General features: G+C 69.5%; 14 protein-coding genes. 5 read left to right on the top strand and 9 right to left on the bottom strand.

Going from position 1 to position 18,762, the window contains the following annotated elements; translation table 11 throughout:
• Positions 1 to 40 precede the first annotated feature (40 nt).
• On the top strand, positions 41 to 2,629 hold the full coding sequence (gene acnA, locus ACTIE5_RS09300) for an aconitate hydratase AcnA (RefSeq protein WP_439549420.1): 2,589 nt from the start codon (positions 41 to 43) through the stop codon (positions 2,627 to 2,629).
• 72 nt (positions 2,630 to 2,701) lie between these two features.
• Here the strand turns inward: acnA and ACTIE5_RS09295 are convergent, their stop codons facing one another.
• The 4 genes from ACTIE5_RS09295 to ACTIE5_RS09280 form a co-directional block, all read right to left on the bottom strand.
• The gene (locus ACTIE5_RS09295; protein ID WP_439549419.1) at positions 2,702 to 3,706 is read right to left on the bottom strand and encodes an aldo/keto reductase; all 1,005 of its coding nucleotides are present in this window, start codon (positions 3,704 to 3,706) and stop codon (positions 2,702 to 2,704) included.
• Between the two features lie 41 nt (positions 3,707 to 3,747).
• Positions 3,748 to 5,283: an amidohydrolase family protein gene (locus ACTIE5_RS09290; protein WP_439549418.1), complete on the bottom strand. Its 1,536-nt coding sequence runs from the start codon at positions 5,281 to 5,283 to the stop codon at positions 3,748 to 3,750.
• Positions 5,284 to 5,333: 50 nt separating this feature from the next.
• Positions 5,334 to 6,368 (bottom strand): ABC transporter substrate-binding protein, encoded by a 1,035-nt coding sequence (locus ACTIE5_RS09285; protein ID WP_175534216.1) that lies wholly within the window; start codon positions 6,366 to 6,368, stop codon positions 5,334 to 5,336.
• Between the two features lie 73 nt (positions 6,369 to 6,441).
• A complete protein-coding gene (locus tag ACTIE5_RS09280) occupies positions 6,442 to 8,448 on the bottom strand; it encodes an FAD-dependent oxidoreductase (RefSeq protein ID WP_439549417.1) in 2,007 nt (668 codons plus the stop codon).
• 85 nt (positions 8,449 to 8,533) lie between these two features.
• Here ACTIE5_RS09280 and ACTIE5_RS09275 point away from each other — a divergent pair, with 85 nt between their 5' ends.
• The 4 genes from ACTIE5_RS09275 (at position 8,534) to ACTIE5_RS09260 (ending at position 13,080) form a co-directional block, all read left to right on the top strand.
• Complete coding sequence (locus ACTIE5_RS09275; protein WP_439549416.1) at positions 8,534 to 10,141, top strand: FAD-dependent oxidoreductase; 1,608 nt, start codon at positions 8,534 to 8,536, stop codon at positions 10,139 to 10,141.
• The gene (locus tag ACTIE5_RS09270) at positions 10,138 to 10,980 is read left to right on the top strand and encodes an alpha/beta fold hydrolase (protein WP_439549415.1); all 843 of its coding nucleotides are present in this window, start codon (positions 10,138 to 10,140) and stop codon (positions 10,978 to 10,980) included. Before ACTIE5_RS09275 ends, ACTIE5_RS09270 begins: the two co-directional genes overlap by 4 nt.
• On the top strand, positions 10,977 to 11,948 hold the full coding sequence (locus ACTIE5_RS09265) for a Bug family tripartite tricarboxylate transporter substrate binding protein (RefSeq protein WP_439549414.1): 972 nt from the start codon (positions 10,977 to 10,979) through the stop codon (positions 11,946 to 11,948). The genes ACTIE5_RS09270 and ACTIE5_RS09265 overlap by 4 nt, the downstream gene beginning before the upstream one ends.
• Before the next feature lie 103 nt (positions 11,949 to 12,051).
• On the top strand, positions 12,052 to 13,080 hold the full coding sequence (locus tag ACTIE5_RS09260; RefSeq protein WP_439549413.1) for an ABC transporter substrate-binding protein: 1,029 nt from the start codon (positions 12,052 to 12,054) through the stop codon (positions 13,078 to 13,080).
• Here ACTIE5_RS09260 and ACTIE5_RS09255 read toward each other — a convergent pair.
• Genes ACTIE5_RS09255 through ACTIE5_RS09235 form a run of 5 tightly spaced genes read right to left on the bottom strand, consistent with a single transcriptional unit; the run spans position 13,073 to position 18,760 of the window.
• On the bottom strand, positions 13,073 to 14,464 hold the full coding sequence (locus tag ACTIE5_RS09255; protein WP_439549412.1) for an amidohydrolase family protein: 1,392 nt from the start codon (positions 14,462 to 14,464) through the stop codon (positions 13,073 to 13,075). The two genes, ACTIE5_RS09260 and ACTIE5_RS09255, sit on opposite strands and share 8 nt — an antisense overlap.
• Positions 14,465 to 14,495: 31 nt before the next feature.
• The gene (locus tag ACTIE5_RS09250; protein ID WP_439549411.1) at positions 14,496 to 15,419 is read right to left on the bottom strand and encodes an alpha/beta fold hydrolase; all 924 of its coding nucleotides are present in this window, start codon (positions 15,417 to 15,419) and stop codon (positions 14,496 to 14,498) included.
• Positions 15,404 to 16,831, bottom strand: a complete 1,428-nt coding sequence (locus tag ACTIE5_RS09245) for an amidohydrolase family protein (protein WP_439549410.1) — start codon at positions 16,829 to 16,831, stop codon at positions 15,404 to 15,406. Before ACTIE5_RS09245 ends, ACTIE5_RS09250 begins: the two co-directional genes overlap by 16 nt.
• Before the next feature lie 16 nt (positions 16,832 to 16,847).
• Entirely contained in the window at positions 16,848 to 17,813 is a 966-nt protein-coding gene (locus ACTIE5_RS09240; protein WP_439549409.1) for a CobW family GTP-binding protein, read from the bottom strand.
• Positions 17,810 to 18,760: an aldo/keto reductase gene (locus ACTIE5_RS09235; RefSeq protein WP_439549408.1), complete on the bottom strand. Its 951-nt coding sequence runs from the start codon at positions 18,758 to 18,760 to the stop codon at positions 17,810 to 17,812. Before ACTIE5_RS09235 ends, ACTIE5_RS09240 begins: the two co-directional genes overlap by 4 nt.
• Between the last annotated feature and the right edge of the window lie 2 nt (positions 18,761 to 18,762).

Raw genomic sequence — 18,762 nt, 5'->3', positions numbered from 1 at the left:
CCGCGCCTAGGTTTTCCCCAATCGATGGGGGAAGCGCGGCATGGCTGTCCTGGTGGTGGGTGATCGCGCCTATGCGATCCGGGCGCTGGACCCTGGCCTGACCAGGCTGCCCGTCTCCATCAAGATCCTGCTGGAGAACCTGCTGCGGCACCAGGATGGGGAGAGCGTGACGGCGGCCGATATCGCCGCGCTGTCCGCCTGGCCCGACAGCGGCGCGGGGGAGATCGCCTACCACCCCGTCCGCGTGCTGATGCCCGACAGTTCCGGCGTGCCGCTGCTGGCGGACCTCGCCGCGATGCGCGATGCGATGGTGGCGCGCGGCGCGGCGCCCGAACGGATCAACCCGCGCATCCCGGTGGACCTGGTGATCGATCATTCCGTCGCGACGGATGAGAGCGGATCTCCGCACGCCTTCGCGCGCAACCTCGCCTTGGAATACGAACGCAACGCCGAACGCTACGCGCTGATCCGCTGGGCGCAGCAGGCCTATGACAACTTTCGTGTATTGCCGCCGGGAACCGGCATCGTTCACCAGGTCAACCTGGAACACCTGGCCCGCCCGGTGTGGAGCGTGGAGCGGGATGGCGAATGGCACGCCTTCCCCGACACGCTGGTCGGCATGGACAGCCATACGCCGATGGTCAACGCGCTCGGCGTGCTGGGCTGGGGCGTGGGGGGGATCGAGGCCGGGGCGGCGATGCTCGGCGAGCCGATCTTCATGCCGGTGCCCGACGTCGTGGGCTGCCGCCTGGTGGGCGCGCTGCGGCCCGGGGTGACGGCGACGGACCTCGTCCTGGCCGTCGTGCAACGCCTGCGCGCGAAGGGCGTGGTCGGCAAGCTGGTGGAGTTCCACGGCCCGGGCGTGGCCGCGCTGCCGCTGCCGGACCGCGCGACCATCGCCAACATGGCGCCGGAATACGGCGCGACCATGGGTTTCTTCGCGATCGACGCGGAGACGATCCGCTTCCTCCGCCTGACAGGGCGGGACGAGGCCGACATCGCCCTGGCCGAGGCCTATGCGAAGGCGCAGGGGATCTGGGGTAGCGACCGCGACGGCGTCGTCTTCACCGACGGCCTGGAGATCGACCTTGCCGCCATCGAGCCCGCCCTGGCCGGCCCGAAGCGCCCGCAGGACCGGCGCGCGCTGCGCGACGTTCCTTCCAGTCTGCGCGAGGGATTTTCCCAGGTCGCGGAGACGCCCATGCCAGGCCTCGGCGCCAACCGCCCGCTGCAGCACGGCGATGTCGTGATCGCGGCGATCACGAGCTGCACCAACACCTCCAACCCCGCCGCCATGATCGGCGCGGCGCTGCTGGCGCGGAACGCGGTGCGGCGGGGGTTGCGGGCGAAGCCCTGGGTGAAGACCTCCCTATCCCCGGGCTCGCGCGTGGTAGCGGAATACCTGCGGGATGCCGGGTTGCAGGACAGCCTGGATGCGCTCGGCTTCCACTTGGCGGGCTTCGGATGCATGACCTGCGCGGGGTTCTCCGGCCCGCTGCTGGACCAGGCCGCCGCGGCGATCGATCGGGACGGGCTGGTGGCGGCCGCGGTGCTGTCCTCCAACCGCAATTTCGAGGGGCGCATCCATCCCCAGGTCCGCGCCGCCTATATCGGATCGCCCGCTTTGGTCGTGGCCAGCGCCATCGCGGGGTCGGTCCTGCGCGATGTGGAGAGCGACCCGCTGGGCGAGGATGAGGACGGCGCGCCGGTATTCCTGCGCGACCTCTGGCCCGATCCCGCCGAACTGGCGGCAACCCTGGCGCGCTTCGTCACCGCCGATGCCTTTCGCCGCGGCTATGCCGATACCGCCGGCGATCCCGCCTGGCGCGCCATCACCGGCGGCAGCGGCCCCACCTTCGCCTGGGACCCCGCCAGCACTTACATCCTGAAGCCGCCCTTCTTCGATGGCGCCGCGCCGGCGGCCGGCGACATCATCGGCGCCCGTGCGCTGCTGCTGCTGGGGGACGGCATCACCACCGACCACATCTCCCCGGGCGGGACCATTCCCCGGCGTGGCGAGGTGGCGGATTACCTTCGCGGCATCGGTGTCCCCGACAAGGATTTTTCGTCCTTTGTCGCGCGGCGGGTGAACCACGAGGTGATGCTGCGCGGGCATTTCGCCAATCCGCGCATCCGGAACGAGATGGTGGATCGCGAGGGCGGCTTCGCGCGGCATGAGCCGAGCGGCGAGGTGGCGACGGTGTTCGAGACGGCGGGCCGCTACCGCGACGAATCAACTCCGATGATCGTCATCGCGGGGCAGGATTACGGCACGGGATCGTCCCGCGACTGGGCGGCGAAGGGCACCAGCCTGCTCGGCATCCGCGCGGTGGTGGCGGAGGGGTTCGAGCGCATCCACCGGTCCAACCTCGTCGGCATGGGCGTGTTGCCGCTGCAACTCGCGGCGGGCACCACGCGGGCGACGCTGGGGCTGGATGGCAGCGAGCGTTTCGACGTTGTCGGTCTGGCCGAAGGGCTCCGCCCCGGCATGGCGGTGACGCTGCGTGTGACGCGACGCGATGGCGCGGTGGTGGAGGCGCCGCTGACCTGCCGCGTCGACACGCTGCGCGAAGTCGCCTGGATGCGCGCTGGCGGCGTGCTCCACGCCGCCTTGGCTGGCGCCACCTGAAACCTCCCGGTCCAGGGTCCGGTTGGACCCTGGCAGGGGGTGCAGGGGGACAGCGTCCCCCTGCGTCCTGTCCTACTGCGCGACGCGCCCTTCCAGCGGATAGGCCGGATCGTTGTAGCCAGGTGTCGAGGGATGCCCCGGCGTCACCAGCCCATCCACCAGCGCCTCATCCTCGCTCGTGAAGCGGTATTCCAGCGCGCCGACATATTCCTCCCACTGCTCCATCGTGCGGGGCCCGCCGATGACGCCGGTGATGAGCTTGTTGTTCAGCACCCAGGCGAGCGCGAATTGCGCCGCGGAGACGCCCCGCGTCGCCGCATGGGCGGCGATGTCGGCGGCGATGTTCAGGCTTTCGGGCCGCCATTCCGTCTCCATCATGCGCTTGTCGCGGCGGGCGGCGCGCGTGCCTTCCGGCGGCGCGACATTCGCGCGGTACTTGCCCGTCAGCACGCCCCGCGCCAGCGGCGAATAGGGAAACACGCCGAGGCCGAGATGCGCGCAGGCCGGCAGGTGTTCCACCTCCACCATCCGGTTCAGCGCGTTGTAGAGGGGCTGGCTGACCACGGGGCGGTCGATGCCGGCTTCGTCGCAGAGGCGGCAGATTTCGGCCACGCGCCAGGCGCGGTGGTTGGAGACGCCGAAGTAGCGGATCTTGCCGGCGCGGATCATGTCGGCCAGCGCGTGCACCACCTCCGCCAGCGGCGTGTCGTGATCCTCCTTGTGCAGATAGAGGATGTCGATGACGTCGGTGTTCAGGCGCCTGAGGCTGGCGTCCACCGCGCGCATGGCGTGGTAGCGGGACAGGCCGCGGCCATTCGGGCCCGGCTCCATCGGGTTCGCCATCTTGGTCGCCAGCACCCACCAGCCGCGATCCTTGGCGATGGCGCGGCCGACGACTTCCTCCGACTTCCCGCCATTGTAGGTGTCGGCGGTGTCGATGAAGTTCACGCCCTGCTCCTTGGCGCGGGCGATGATGGCGTGGCTGTCGGCCTCCGTCGTCGCATCGCCGAACATCATGGCGCCGAGGCAGAGGGGCGAGACCTTGAGGCCGCTGCGGCCCAGCTTGCGGTAGTTCATCTGTTGCTTCCTGCCCGTTTGGTGGGCCGGAGAATGGTGGCTCAGCGCCGCCCGCGCAATCCGCCGCCGGCCAGGCGATCCAGCCCGAGGTCCTGTGCCGCCAGCCTGGCATTGGCGTCCAGCAGGGGCGCGATGGCGGGGGCCTGGCGGGGCAGCAGGCGGGCGAAATCGGCCTCCACCTGCTCCATCACCTCCGCCAGTTCGCCGCGGTAGGTGGCCTCGTCCAGCAGGGTCAGGCGGCCATGGCGGACGACCACGCGGCCATCGACCAGCACGGTATCCACGCCGCGGCCCGTCTCGGAAAACACGAGCTGGCGCGTGGCGCTGGTGAAGGGGAGCCAGGCGGGGTCGCGCAAATCCAGCAGCAGCAGATCGGCCTTCATGCCGGGGGCGATGGTGCCGATTTCGGCGTCCAGCCCCACGGCCCTGGCGCCGCCTGTGGTCGCCGCTTCCACGGCGTCGCAGGCCAGCACGCCGGCGGGTTCGGCATCGCTGCCCGCGGCCAGCAGGCTCATCATCTTCATGGCCTGGAACAGGTTCTGGCAGTCGCTGCAGGAATTGTTGTCGCAGCCCAACGCGACGCGCACCCCCGCGCGCTTCATCGCCGCCACGGGCGCCACGCCGTTCTTCAATTTCAGGTTGGCCAGCGGGTTGTGCACCACGCCCACGCCGGATTCCGCGACCAGCGCGATCTCCTCCTCCGTGATGTGGACGGCATGGGCCAGCGTGGTGCGCGGCGTCAGCAGTCCGATGCGCGCCATGTGCCGCACCATCGATCCGCCATCCGCGCCGTAGATGCGCCGCGCCTTGGCGAGCTGCGCGCGGGTTTCATAGACATGCGTGAAGACCGGCAAGCCGTAGCGTTCGGAGATATCCGCGATGCCCTCCAGCAAGGCGGTGGAGGATCGCTGCGGTCCCGACGGGCTCAGCGCCCAATGCAGCCGTGGCGGCAGCGGGCGGAGGCGCTTCAGCTGCGCTTCCACGAAGGCGAGGTCCGCGGCCGGGTCGCCAGGCTTGCCGCCAATGATCGCCGCGGCCTCCGCCGACAAATCCGGCGCCATGAAGGGCGCGATGTCGAGGTCCGGCAGATCCCGCAGTGCGATGGAGAAGACCACGCGGATGCCGATCTCCGCATAGGCGGAGAGGATGGTATCCAGCGTCTCCTCATCCTGCGGCACCAGGCTGTTCATGTCCTGGATGGTGGTGATGCCGTTGCGCAGGCATTCCATCGCGCCGAGCAGCGTGCGCGCGCGGATCTCCGCCTTCGAACGCCTGCCCCAATAGGCGGGCTGCGAATGCAGCGCCCAGACATCGAAGGGCATGTCCTCGAAGCGCCCCTTCAGCAGCGCGTCGTAGGAATGGTAATGCGCGCTGACCAGGCCGGGCATGAGGAGCCTGTCGCGCGCATCGATGATCTCGGCACCCGGTGGCGGCACCAGGGGCGGGCCATCGGGGTCGCTGATGGCGGCGATGCGGTCGCCCACCACCAGTACGTCCCGCACCGCCGGGCGATGCGGGTCGCAGCCCGGGGTGAAGGCGCGGGCGCCGCGGATCAGCAGCGCAGGCGCGATGGGCATGGGGGCCTCCTGTCCGTCAGGCCAGAAGGCCCTGCAAGCCGCGCGCCGTGTCAGGCGCGGACCGGCACCACGACGCGATCCGCCGCGGGCGGCAGGAAGGTCCGGTTGAAGACCTCATCCGGCCGCGGCGTGCGCGGCAGTTCGAACACCTCCACCACCTGCGCGATGGCGCGACCCAGCCGCGCATCGTCGAGGTCCCCGGCACCGACGCGGGCCGCTTCCTCAGTGGCGATGATGGTGCGCCAGGCGAAGTCGATGCGCTGGCGCTCCATCTCCTGGTTGAAGGTGGGATCGACGCGCTGCATCGCCTGCACGCCGACAGCGGGGTTGCGCACCGTCTCCAGCATCGCGCGGTTGATGGCATGGACCATGCCGCGGACCTGCTGCGGCCGGTCGCGGATCATGCGCTGGGATGCCATGACGCCGTTCGAATAGATGTCGATGCCGTGGTCGGCGAAGAGGAAGAAGCGGTAGTCCCGGTCAGGGTTCTGGCCCAGCGCCAGCAGGTTGATGTAGGCGGTCACGGTGAAGACGGCGCCGATGTCGAACTGGTCGCGCAGCAGCATCGGCTCCTGCATCGCGGGGGCGATGTTCATCACCTCGTTCCGCGCCATGTCGAGGTTGTTCAGACGCGCGAAGATGGGGATGAGGCGCAGCGCCGGCGAACCGGCGGAGCCGCCGATGCGGCGGCCCTGGAGGTCCTGGATGGTCCGGATGCCCGAGGAATTCTTCACCAGCAGGGCGAAGGGGGCCTTGTTGTAGATCTGGTAGACCATCACCGGCGCCTCTCCGGGCCGGTTGGCTGCCTGCTGGATGATCGCATTCATGTCACCGAAGCCTGCTTCGTAGGCATTCGACATGATGCGGGTGATGGTGTTGGCCGAGCCGTCGCCCTGGTCGATGGTCACATCCAGCCCGGCTTCCCGGAACCAGCCGCGATCCCGCGCCAGGTAGTACCAGGAATGGACGCCCTGGAAGCGCCAATCCAGCGTGAAGCGCAGCGGCGTCAGCGCCTGGGCGGAAGCCGGGGCGGCCAGCGTCGCCAGGGGGGCTGCGGCCAGCAGGGCGCGGCGGGTGAAGGGCATGGGGCGGTTCCTTCCAGGATTGTGCCGCCCCCTGCCAGCAAGAACCGGGCCAATTATTGCCGATCCTTCATGTTCAGATGGCCCGCCCCGCGGCCTCCCCTTCTTTGATCGCGCTGTCGGCCCGGCGGGGCGCCAGCGCATCGCCGATCAGGCGCAAGTCCAGGCCCTGGGCGCGGCGTGGGGCGAGGGCGTGGAACAGCCCGTCCTGCGCCTCCGCCCCCAGCGCCAGCACCACGGTGTCGATCCCCTCCCGCACCACGTCTTCCTTCGTATAGACGTCGCGCAGGCGCACGGTGCTGCCCTCGATCGCGACCAGTTCCAGGTCGGTCGCGAAGCGCATGCCCATGCGCTTGAGCATCCCATAGGTCTTGCCCCAGTCGCGGCTGGCGGCGAGGTCCGGCGCCGGCTGGCCGAGCCAGGTGACGAACTCCACCTGCGCGCCCTGGCTGGCGAGATACTCCGCCGTCACCACCGCCTGCCGGCCGCCAAGCCCGTCATAGATCAGCGCGCGCTGGCCGGGGGCGATGCGCTCCCGCAGCGCCTCCATGTAGGAGATGACATGGGGCTGGTCCGTGCCCGGGACGGGCGCACCGTTCCACTTCTCCGGCCGCAGCGGCGTCCAGCCATGGCGGAGGCCCTTCGACCCCGTGGCGACGACGATCGATTCATAGCCATCCGCCAGCAGCATTTCTTCGGTGGCGATCGTCTGGGTGCGGATCTGCACGCCCGCCTTCACGATCTGCCCTTCCAGCCAATCCGCGACGCCGGCGAGTTCCGTGCGCGACGGCGCGCGGGACCAGAGCCGCACCTGCCCGCCGAGCTCGTGCCCGCGTTCGAACAGCGTGACGTCATGCCCGCGCTGCCGCGCCGTCAGCGCCGCGCGCATGCCGCCCGGGCCGCCGCCGACCACCGCCACCTTCTTCGCGCGATCCGCGCGCTTCAAGGTGCCCGCGCCGAGTTCGCGTTCCTGCCCCGCGGCGGGGTTGTGGATGCAGGCGATGGGCGCCTGGGCGAAGATGGAGGACATGCACCAATTCGCCCCGACGCAGGGGCGGATGTCCTCCGCCTCCGCCCGCTGCGCCTTGGCGACCCATTCCGGATCGGCGATCAGCGCGCGCGCCATGGCGACGAAATCGCAATCGCCATTGGCGAGGTGCTTCTCCGCCTCCGCCGGCGTCACGATGCGCCCCACCCCGACGACCGGCCGGTCCACCGCCTGCTTCACCTTCCGCGTCGCCGCCATCTGGAAGCCGTGGCTTTCCGGGGAGGTCGGGTAGATCAGCATCCGGTTGAGATAGGTGCCGTGGCTACAGGAGACGTAGTCGATCAGGCCCGACGCTGTCATGCGCCCCGCGATCTCCGCCCAGTCATCCGGCCGCAGCCCGCCTTCATGCCCGTCATCGCTGTTGATGCGCACGCCGACGATCATGTCGGAACCGCATTCCTCCCGCGTCGCCTGGATGATCTCCATCACCAGGCGAAGGCGATTTTCCAGGCTGCCACCGAAGGCGTCGTTGCGATGGTTGGTGGCGGGGGAGAGGAACTGGTTCAGCAGGTAGCCATGCGCCATCGAATGAACCTCGACGCCATCGAGGCCGCCTTCGCGCGCATGGCGGGCCGACAGGCGATAGCCTTCCCGGATCGCGTCGATGTCCTGCACGGTCATGACATGCGGCATCTCCCGATAGACCGCGCAGGGCACGGCGGAGGGCGCCCAGACGGGATGGCCGGAGGCGACCGAATTCGTCTCCCGCCCCCGATGCCAGGGCTGCGCCAGCAGCAGCGCGCCATGTTCATGCACCGCATCGGCGATCTTGCGGTATTGCGGCACCATGCGCGGGTCGTAGGACAGCGCCTTGCCGCGATAGGGCAGGGACGTCTCATGCACCGCCATGCATTCCATGGTGATGACCGCCACGCCATGCTTCGCGCGTTCGGCGTAGTAGGCCACGTGTTCATCGGTGAAGACATGGTCCTTCACCAGCAGCGTGGCATGCGCACTCATCCATGTCCGGTTCCGCGCCACCTTGGGGCCGAGGCGCATGGGGCTGAACAGCGTCGGATAGGGCGTGGCGTTCATGGCGCGGTGCTTTCCTGGTTGCGCCGAGCCTTGCCAGCGCGGGGCGGCGCGTCAAGACTGCGGCGGGGAGACAGGAACGGTGGTGGTGACGGAACTCGACGTCGATTGGGTTGTCGCGGGCACCGGTGCCGCCGGCGTCGCCGCCGCGCTGGCGGGCGTGATGCGCGGGATGCGCGTGGCGGTCATCGAGAAATCAGAACGCATCGGTGGCGCCACGGCATCGTCGCTGGGCGGGCTGTGGGTGCCGGACAACCACCTGATGGCCGATGCGGGGCTGTCCGATACGCTGGACGATGCGCGGCGCTACATGGGCTTCCTCTCCGGCGGCTATGCGCTGCCGCCGATGACGGAGGCCTATCTGCAAGCCTCCCGCATCGCGCTGCGCGAATTCGCCGATGCCGGCGTGGCATTGCGCCTGCTGCGCGGCCTGCCGGACCATTACTTCCCGAGTGCAGCGGGATCGTCCCGCGACGGCCGCATGGTGGAAGCCGCGCCGATCATGCGCGACGCGCTGGGCCCCTGGGGCAACTGGCTGGAGGAAGGCGTCTACAACGAGGCCGGCGTGAGCTGGGGCGACGCCATCGCCTGGGGTGGGCTCGGCGCGCGCAACACCTGGCCGGAGGCGGAGCTGGAAGCACGCCGCGCCGGCCGGCTGCTGGCCGCGGGCCCCGCGCTGGTCGGGCAGTTTCTCCGATGCCTGATGGCGGCTGATGTGCCGATCCTGGCCGGCTTTCGCGCCGAACGCCTGCTGGTGGAAGGCGGGCGCGTCTGCGGCGTGGAGGGTACGGGCACGCGCATCACCGCGCGGCGGGGCGTGGTCCTCGCCACCGGCGGCTATGAGGGTAATGACGACCTGGTGAATCGCTTCGAGGGCCTGCCCGACTGGATGAACATCTTCCCGCGCAGCATCGAAGGCGATGGCCTGGTGATGGGCAGCGAGATCGGCGCGGCCACCTGGCGCGTGCCGAACAATCTGGCGATGCTGGTGGGCTACGCCATCCCCGCGCCCGCGCCGATGGAGGGCGAGGTCTTCTTCAGTGCCGGGCTGCGCGGCCTGTCCTACCCCCACAGCATCGTCGTGAACGACCGCGCGCAGCGCTTCTGCGACGAAAGCCAGTTCCAGCATGTGGTGGCGGGGCTGACGCGCTTCGACCTCGGCCAGCATCGCCACCCCAACCTGCCGGCCTGGATGCTCTTCGATGCCCAGTATTTCTCGAGATACAGTTTTGCGAGACGGCCACCGGGCGCGCCGATTCCGGATTGGGTGATTCAGGCGCCGACGCTGCGTGAACTGGCCGCGAAGATCGGGCTGGATGGCGGGGCGCTGGAAGCCACCGTCGCACGGTTCAATGAGGGCGCGGCGCGGGGCGAGGACAGCGACCATGGCCGCGGCTCCTCGGCCTTCGCACGCTCCACCGCCGGTGATCCGAATGCGGCGCATCCCAATCTCGGCACGCTGGCGCAGGCGCCCTTCTGCGCGGTGCGAATCCGGCTCGGCGGCATCTCCGCCGCGGGGCTGCTGACGGACCCCGATGCGCGCGTGCAGCATGTGCGGGGGCGGCCGATCGACGGCCTCTATGCCTGCGGCAATGCGGCGGCGCCGACGGAATCCGGCGCGGGCTACCAGGCCGGCGTGTCGCTGATGCGCGGCGTCACCTTCGGCTGGCTCGCCGCGCGGCATGCCGCCGCATGAAGCGCCGCTTCGCCGACCTGGCCTGGGGACAGGTGCATTACCGCATCGGCGGGGGTGGCGGCGTGCCGCTGGTGATGCTGCATGGCGGCGCCGCCAATGGCGCATCGCTGCTGCCCACGGCCGGGCTGATCGCCACCACGCGCCTGGTGCTGGTGCCGGACCTGCCGGGGTGTGGTGACAGCGACGCGCTGCCGATGCCGCAGCCGGAGATCGACGACCTGGCCGATGCGCTGGTGGCGCTGCTGGATGCGCTGGGCATGGCCTGCGCGGATATCCACGGCGCGCATCTCGGCGCGCGCATTGCGGTGGAGGCGGCGCTGCGCCACCCCGCGCGGGTGCGTCGCGTGATCCTGGATGGCGTCGGCTTCTATGAGGAGGCCGCGCGCCAGGCCATGCTGGCCCAGGTCGCGCCCGCCATCGTGCCGGATGCGGAGGGCGACTACCTGCATGCGGCCTTCGGCATGTGCCGCGCCTATTTCCGCTACTTCCCCTGGTTCGAACGGGATGCCGCGCATCGTCGCGCCGGCCCGCCGCCTTCCGCCGCCGCCATCCACGCAAAGCTGCTGGAGGTGCTGCGGAACGGCACGACCTATCCCCGCGCCTACCACGCCGCGCTGCGCTACCGGATGGAGGATCGCCTGCCGCTGCTGCGCAGCCCCGCGCTGCTGGCCTTCGCGCGCACCGACAACGTCTTCCCCCAGCGCCATCGGGCGGCCGCGCTGCTGCCGGGGGCCGCGATGGTGGAAACGCCCGGCAGCGCGGATATCGCCACCACAGCCGCGATCTTCACGCGGTTCCTGGACGCACAATCCTTCCCACAACGAGGAGACGAACCATGACGGTGATCAAGCGCCGCACCCTGCTGGCGGGTGCCACCCTGCTACCCTTGCCCGCGCTGGCCCAGGCCGCCTGGCCGGCACGCCCCATCCGCCTGGTTGTTCCCTTCGCGCCCGGCGGCACCACGGATATCGTCGCGCGCATCCTGGCGGCCAACCTCCAGGAGCGGCTCGGCCAGCCGGTGGTATCGGAGAACCGGCCCGGCGCCGGTGCCACGCTGGCCTCCGCGCAGGTCGCGCAGGCGGCGCCGGATGGCTACACGCTGGTCGTCTCCAACAGTGCCTCGCACGGCATCTCGCCCACGCTGTTCCGCAATGTGCGCTACGATTCCATGGCGGATTTCACGCATATCGCGCTGGCCGCCACCACCTCCACCGCCATCGTGGTCAATCCGCGGTATGAGGCGCAGTCGATGGCGGATCTGATCCGCATCGGCCGCACGCGGCCGGATGGCCTGGATTTCGCGATTTCCGGCCATGGCACGACGACGCATCTGCTCGGCATGCGCATCGGGCTGGCGACGGGCGTCAAGATGAACCCGATCCTCTATCGCGGCGCGGGGCCGGCGCTGATCGATGTCATCGCCAATACGGTCGGGCTGTTCGTCGATGGCCTGCCTTCCTCCATCCCGCATCTGCGCGACGGCACGCTGAAGGCCATCGCGGTGGCGGATGCGCAGCGCAACCGGCACCTGCCCAATATCCCGACGCTGGCGGAGGCCGGGCTGCCGGGCATGACGTCCTATTCCTGGTTCGGCGTGTCGGGGCCGAAGGGCATGGCGCCGGCGGTGGTGGACCGGCTGAACACTGAGATCCGCGCCATCCTGCAACTGCCCGCGGTGCGGCAGCGCTACAACGAACTCACCGCCGATGCACCGGACATGACGCCCGCGCAGTACGCCGCCTTCATCGAGGAAGAGGTGCGGGTGTGGGGCGAGGTCGTGCGCGCCACCGGCGCCACGGCGGACTGATCCCGGCATAAGCCTTGCAAGTCTCTTGCGCCGAACGCGATCGAAACGGCAGGCTGGCCTGCCGCACGGTCGCGGCTTCGGCGTATACAGCAGGAGGCTGCCCATGATGCGTGCATTGACACGGCGTAGCGTGCTCTCCACGGGACTGGCCGCGGGCGTTCTTGCCGCGCCCGGCGTCCGCGCCCAGGCGGCGCGGAGGCGGGTGCGCTTCTGCCTGGACTGGACCTGGCAATCCGCGCATTCCGCCTGGACGCTGGCGGCCGATCGCGGCTTTTTCAGCGAAGCCGGCATCGACGTGCAGATCGACCGCGGCTTCGGGTCCGGCGACACCATGACGAAGGTCGCCGCCGGCACCTACGATATCGGCTTCGCCGACACCAACCTGCTGCTGAAGTTCAACCACGAGAACCCGACGGCACAGCTCACCTCCGTCTTCATCCTCTACGATGCCTCGCCGAATGCGGCGATCTTCCTGAAGTCATCGGGCATCACGAAGCCGAAGGACCTGGAAGGCCGCAAGATCAGCGTGACGGACGGGGAGGGCACGCGCCTGCTCTTCCCGATCTTCGCCCGCGCCAACCAGCTCGACATGTCGAAGATCGAGCTGCTGTCGGTGACGGCGCAGCTGCGGGACACGATGGTGGTGCAGCGCCGCGCCGATGCGACGCTGGGCTTCCTGACGACGACGGCGCTGAACATGGTGGGCGCCGGCGTGCCGCGCGGCGATATCGGCTGGCTGCAATACAACAGCTGGGGCGTGGCGCTGTATTCCTCCGGCCTCGTGGTCCGGAAGGATTATGCGGAGCGGAATCCGGAAGCCGTTTCCGCCTTCATCGCCGCCACCATCCGCGGGCTGCGCGCCATGCTGGCCGATCCCGTCGCCGCCATGGCATCGCTGAAGCGGCGGGAGGCATTGATCGACGAGGCCATCGAGATCAGCCGCAACGAACTGATCAACGAGGTCGCGCTGCTGACGGCGAATGTGCGCGCCAATGGCGTCTCCACCGTCGATCGTGCGCGGTTCGAGGCTTCCGCGGCGCAGGTGGCGGAAGCCTTCCAGATCCCGATCCGCCCGCCGATGGATTTCACCTATACGGATCGGTTCCTGCCGGCGGATCGGAAGATCATATAGCGCCGCGCTCGGCGACTCCCTTCGGGATGCGGCCCATCGCGCGGGCCGTATCCCAGACGCGCCGGATGGCGGCGGCGCCGCGCTTCACCACCGCGGCTTCATCCGCCACCACCACGCGATGGTCGCGCAGCAGGGCCACGCCATCCACCAGCAGGCTGTGCAGATCGGCGGCGACGCCATTGGTCAGCAGCGCCTGCAAGGGGTTCCAGACGGGCTGGTAGCGCGCGCCCGCCAGGTCGAACAGCAGCAGGTCGGCCGTCGCCCCCGGCGCCAGCGTGCCGAGGTCCCCGCGCCCGATCGCCGCCGCGCCATCCGCCGTCGCCGCGCGCAGCATCCGTTCGGCGGAGGCGATGCCCGCGCGGCCCGACTGCACCTTCGCCAGCATCTGTGCCGCGCGCAGTTCCGCCACCATGTCGAGCCCCACGCCATCCGTGCCCACGCCGAGCCGGATGTCGCTGTCCAGGAACCGCGCGAAAGGAACCCCCACTCCGCTGCGCGCGAAGGCATAGGGGCAGGAGGCCACGGCGGCGCCATATTCCTTGATGATCGCCAGCTCCTCATCCGTCGCCATCACGCAATGCGCCAGCACCGTGCCGGGCTTCAGCAGGCCGAGATCGCGCAGATGCTCGATCGGCGACTTGCCGTAGCGTTCGCGGACGATGTCGAGTTCCACCTGGCTCTGTGCCGCATGGATGGTCAGCGGGCAGCCCGTCTCCTCCACCGCGCGCGCGATCTGGCGCAGCAGTTCCGGCGTGCAGGTATCCAGCCCATGCGGCCCGTAGCCGACGCGCGTGCGGCCCCTCGGCCCTTCGTCGTACTCACGAAACAGCGCCATCACCGTTTCGAAGCCGGTATCGGCGGCCGGCGGGGCCGTGATGGGCCGGCCATCCGGCGTCATGTCCATCTTCGGCGTCGAGAACAGGTAGGGGCAGGAATAGGTCCGCAGGCCAAGCCGCCTTCCGCGCTCGATGAAGGGCGCCTGCTGCAGGCGCCACACATCCATGATGGTGGTGGATCCGCCCTTCAGCGTCTCCAGCAGCGCCATCTCCGCGACATCGCCGATCTCGTCCGGGCTCAGCGTCTCCGCCGCGATGTCGCCCATCGGCATCAGCAGGGAATAGACGATGTCGCCGGGCAGGTCGCCATCGCCGATATCGTCTGCCAGGCCGCGGAAGAGTGGCGCGGAGAAGGCGTGGTTGTGCAGATTGACGAAGCCCGGGATCAGCAAGCCATCCGGCAGCGCGATGCGCTCGGCCTCCATCGTCGGGCGTTCGCGCGTGACGTCCGCGATGCGGTTGCCCTGGACGATGACGTAGTGGTCGCCGCGCAACCCACCGGCGGCGTCCCAGATCCAGCGCGGCTCGATGATCAGCGTGTCGGTCATGCGCAACTCCGGCGAGGGTTGCGCCAGCGTATCAGCGGCGCAGGAAATCCCGCAACGGAATGACGGTCTCCGCCGGCGCTTCCTCCATCGGCACATGGCCGATGCCCGGGAAGGTCACGACGCGGCTGTCGCGCAGCGCGGCGGTGTAGTCGGCGGCGTTGGCCACGGGCACCATCGCATCCGCCTGGCCCCAGAACAGCAGGGTCGGCGCCTCGATCCTTCGCAGCAGCGGCACGGGGTCCACCAGCGCGCCCTGCGCCATGCGGTCCAGGATCGCCTGCCGGATACCGGGTGCCAGCAGCATGTCGCGGTAGCGCGCCAGCACGGCGTCCGTCAGCACCGCGGGATTGCCATAGGCGGGCGCCAGGCTCGGCCGCAGCAGCATGTCCGGCAGGGTGTAGGGCAGCACGCGCGCGATGAAGGGCACGGAGGGCGTGGTGCCATAGCCGCGGCCGGGGCTCGCGAAGCCATCGGGCGCCATCAGCACCAGGCGATCGACGCGCGCGGGGTGCGTCGCGGCGAAGGTCCAGGCGATGCGCCCGCCCATGGAACTGCCGACGATGCTGGCGCGCGGCAGGGCCAGATGGTCCATCAGGGCGGTGATCACGGCCATGCTGCGTGCATCGGTATAGTCGCCCGTCGGGTCCGGCCCTGTCAGCCCGAAGCCCGGCAGATCGAAGCGGATGACGCGGAACTCGCTCTCCAGCACCTTCGCCCAATCCTCCCAGGTATGGAGGGAGGAGGCGAAGCCGTGCAGGAAGATCACGGGCGGCGCCGTGCGCGGGCCCGTATCCCGCACATGCAGCCGCAGCCCCGCCACGGGCAGGAAATCCGCCGGCCGTGCGTATTGCGCTTCCAACTCCGCTCTCGGCTTGTCCGGCGTGTAGAGCCAGCCGCCGCCGAGCAGCAGCGCGATCAGCGCGATGATGGCGGCGAGGGTCAAAGCGCGGGGCACCGCAGCATGTCCGACGCGATGCGACGCGGCAGCCAGCGTCCATCCGTGGCATCGCCCAGGAAGCGATCGCCTTCCACCATCACCTTGCCGCGCAGCATGGTCAGGCTCGGCCAGGCCGTCACTTCCCACCCCTCCCACGGCGTGTAGTCGCTTTCATGCAGCGTGGCGGCGGAGAGGATGCGCGGCGTCGGGTCCAGCAGCACGATATCGGCATCAGACCCCACCGCCAGAACGCCCTTGCGGGGATAGAGGCCCATGATGCGCGCCGCATTCGTCGATGTCAGCGCCACGAACTCCTCCATCGAATAGCCGCGCTTCGTGACCATATGGGTGTACATGAGGCCGAGGCGGGGCTCCACCGTGACGTTCCCGCCCGTTACGTCATCCACCCGCACGCCTTGCGTCTTCTGGTTCTTCGGGCAGCAGATGCCATCCGTGCCGATGCAGGACACGCCGCCGCTGCGCGTCGCGGCCCAGAGCGAGGCCTGGTCCTCCGGCGCCTTCAATGAGGGATAGGTATGATACATCTGCCCGTCGGGCTGCCGGTAATCCTCCTGCGTCGCCAGCAGGTACAGTTGCAGCGTCTCCCCATACACCGGGAAGCCCTTGGCGCGAGACCGCTCCACCGCCTCGATCCCCGTCTTCGCGGAGATGTGCATCATATAGATCGCCGCGTGTTCCACATTCTCCGCCAGGCGGATCACGCGGTTGAAGGAGAGGTCCTCCGACAGCGAGGAATGCACCTCAGCCATATGCTCGAAGCCCATGCGATCCTCCCGCATCAGCTTCTCATACATGTGCATGACGAGGTCATTGTCCTCGGCATGGATGACGGCGAGGCCGCCTTCCTTCGCGGTGACCTTCAGGATCTCCCAGATCGAGCCATGCGGGATCATGCGGCCGCGGCGGGAGGGGGTGATGTCGGTGGTGAAGATCTTCACCGTGCTGTGGCCGGCCCGGATCGCATCGCCGAGTTCGGCCAGGGTGTGCGGTGCGACATTGCCTTGCAGCATCAGGTGATAGGCGTAGTCGGCATGGCAGGCGCCGACCCAATCCTTGTCGCGACGCGTGATGGCGTCCGGGATGCTGTCGCCAGGCTGCACCACGCAGAAATCCAGCAGCGTCGTCGTGCCGCCGAACAGCGCGGCGCGGCTGACATGGGCCGCGCTGGCGCTGACCTTCATCTCCGTCTCGCCCGGGAGCATCAGCGGCCAGGCGCAATGCACATGCGGGTCGATGCCGCCGGGGATGACGAACTGGCCCGTCGCATCGATGACGCGCTGCGCGCCGATGGCGGCGAGCGACCCGGCCTCCCCGATCTGGGTGATGCGTTCGCCGTTGATGCCGATATCGGCCGCGAGGCATCCCTGTGGAAGCACGGCGGTGCCGCCGGTGATCAGCGTGTCGAACATCGCGGGCATTCCTGTCTCAAGCGGCACCGGCTTCGGCGAAGCGGTCCAGCAATTCGGCGCGGTTCATGTCCTGCGCGATGACGACGAGGCGCGATCGGCGATCCTCGCTCGGCCAGGCGGGCAGTCGTTCGGGCGTGTAGAGCGTGTGCTGCACGGCGTTGATCAGCACGGGCGCGCCGGGCTGGTCGGTGAATTCCACCAGGCCCTTGAGGCGCAGCAGATCCTCCCCGCGCTCCGCCGCCAGGCGGCCCAGCATCCTCGCGAAGGACAGGCGCGTGGGGGGCTGCGTCAGCACCAGCGAATGGGTGGCGATCCCGTCGCCATGCGCCGGCGCCACGGGATCGCAGCGGAACCAGCCGCCGCGGCGGCCATCACCATGCCAGGCATCGCGGAACAGCAGCGCGGGCAGGTCGTCGTGCGTATCGGATCGAAGCAGTTCCGCCGCCGCATTCAGCCCGCGCAGCCGTTCCAGCAGCGCATCCGGCGGTTCCGTCACGTCGCATTTCGTCAGCACGATGCGGTCCGCGATCGCCACCTGCCGCGCCGATTCCGCGTGGCGGTCCAGCACGCGGTTGCCATGCATGGCATCCACCAGCGTCACCACCGTATCCACGCGGAAATCGCGTTCCAGCGCCGGCAGTGCGGCCAGGGTGTAGAGCAGCGGCGCGGGGTCGGCGAGGCCGCTGGTCTCCACCACGATCCGCGTCACCGACGCCAATGCTCCATCCCGCCGCTGCGCCGCGATGCGCCCCAGCACACGGGCCATGTCGTCCCGCACGACGCAGCAGAGGCAGCCGCTGGGCAGCGCCACCACCTGTTCCTCCACCGCTTCCAGCAGCAGATGGTCCAGCGCGATCTCCCCGGCCTCGTTCACCAGCACCAGCGTGCCCGCCATGGCGGGGTCGCGCAGCGCGCGGGCCAGCAGCGTCGTCTTGCCGCTGCCGAGGAATCCGGTGAGGATCGAGACCGGCAGGCGGTTCATGGCGCGCTGGCGGCATCCAGCGTGGCGATGGCATCGGCATCCAGCGCCAGCGTCGCGCCACGCAGCAGCGCCGCCAATTGCTCCGGCGAGGTTGCGCTGGCGATAGGCGCCGCCAGCGCCGGGCGGGTACGCAGCCAGGCGATGGCGACCTCCACCGGCGCCGCGCCGATGCGCTGGGCGACGGCATCCAGCGCCGCGATCACGCGCCATCCGCGGTCATTCGCATAGGCCGCCAGCGCCTTGGCGCGCGGGCGACCCTCGATATCCGCTGCATTCCGGTACTTGCCCGTCAGGAAGCCCGCGGCGACGCCGTAGAAGGGGATGACGGCGACGTTGCGCGCGACGCAGAGGGGCTGCAGCGCCTCCTCGAACTCCGCGCGATCCATGAGGTTGTATTTGGGCTGCAGGGTCTCGTAGCGCGGCAGGCCGTGGGCCTCCGCGACGTCCAGAGCCTCCCCCAGCTGCGTGGCGTCGTAGTTGGATGCGCCGATGGCGCGCACCTTCCCCTGTTCGATCAGGCGCTGGAAGGCGCCGAGCGTCTCCGCGATGGCTACGGAAGGATCAGGGCGATGCGCCTGGTAGAGGTCGATATGGTCCGTCCCCAACCGCCGCAGCGAATCCTCCACGGATTGCGTGATCCAGCGTGGCGACAGGCCCGTGCGATCCGGCGCCAACTCCATCCCGACCTTGGTCGCGATCATCACCCGGCCACGGCTGCCGCGCGCCTTCAGCCAGGCGCCGATGATCGTTTCCGACTCGCCGCCGACATGGCCGGGCACCCAGCGGGAATAGACATCCGCCGTGTCGATGGCGTTGAAGCCGGCATCGACGAAGGCATCCAGCAGGCGGAAGGACATCGCCTCATCCGCCGTCCAGCCGAAGACATTGCCGCCGAACATCAGCGGCGCGATGGCGATGCCCGTGCCGCCGAGTGTGACCTGTTCCATCA

It is taken from the genome of Falsiroseomonas sp. (assembly GCF_051859025.1).
In the GTDB taxonomy this organism is placed as follows: domain Bacteria; phylum Pseudomonadota; class Alphaproteobacteria; order Acetobacterales; family Acetobacteraceae; genus Falsiroseomonas.
The sequence above is the reverse complement of the archived record's forward strand: the minus strand, read 5'-3'. Positions and strand labels throughout refer to the sequence as shown.

Excerpts from the sequence above, each read along its gene's own strand:
- ACTIE5_RS09270 (WP_439549415.1), top strand. The coding sequence starts at position 10,138 with ATGAAGCGCCGCTTCGCCGACCTGGCCTGGGGACAGGTGCATTACCGC.
- ACTIE5_RS09235 (WP_439549408.1), bottom strand. The coding sequence starts at position 18,760 with ATGGAACAGGTCACACTCGGCGGCACGGGCATCGCCATCGCGCCGCTG.
- ACTIE5_RS09245 (WP_439549410.1), bottom strand. The coding sequence starts at position 16,831 with ATGTTCGACACGCTGATCACCGGCGGCACCGCCGTGCTTCCACAGGGA.
- ACTIE5_RS09280 (WP_439549417.1), bottom strand. The coding sequence starts at position 8,448 with ATGAACGCCACGCCCTATCCGACGCTGTTCAGCCCCATGCGCCTCGGC.
- ACTIE5_RS09260 (WP_439549413.1), top strand. The coding sequence starts at position 12,052 with ATGATGCGTGCATTGACACGGCGTAGCGTGCTCTCCACGGGACTGGCC.
- acnA (WP_439549420.1), top strand. The coding sequence starts at position 41 with ATGGCTGTCCTGGTGGTGGGTGATCGCGCCTATGCGATCCGGGCGCTG.
- ACTIE5_RS09240 (WP_439549409.1), bottom strand. The coding sequence starts at position 17,813 with ATGAACCGCCTGCCGGTCTCGATCCTCACCGGATTCCTCGGCAGCGGC.
- ACTIE5_RS09290 (WP_439549418.1), bottom strand. The coding sequence starts at position 5,283 with ATGCCCATCGCGCCTGCGCTGCTGATCCGCGGCGCCCGCGCCTTCACC.
- ACTIE5_RS09255 (WP_439549412.1), bottom strand. The coding sequence starts at position 14,464 with ATGACCGACACGCTGATCATCGAGCCGCGCTGGATCTGGGACGCCGCC.
- ACTIE5_RS09265 (WP_439549414.1), top strand. The coding sequence starts at position 10,977 with ATGACGGTGATCAAGCGCCGCACCCTGCTGGCGGGTGCCACCCTGCTA.
- ACTIE5_RS09285 (WP_175534216.1), bottom strand. The coding sequence starts at position 6,368 with ATGCCCTTCACCCGCCGCGCCCTGCTGGCCGCAGCCCCCCTGGCGACG.
- ACTIE5_RS09295 (WP_439549419.1), bottom strand. The coding sequence starts at position 3,706 with ATGAACTACCGCAAGCTGGGCCGCAGCGGCCTCAAGGTCTCGCCCCTC.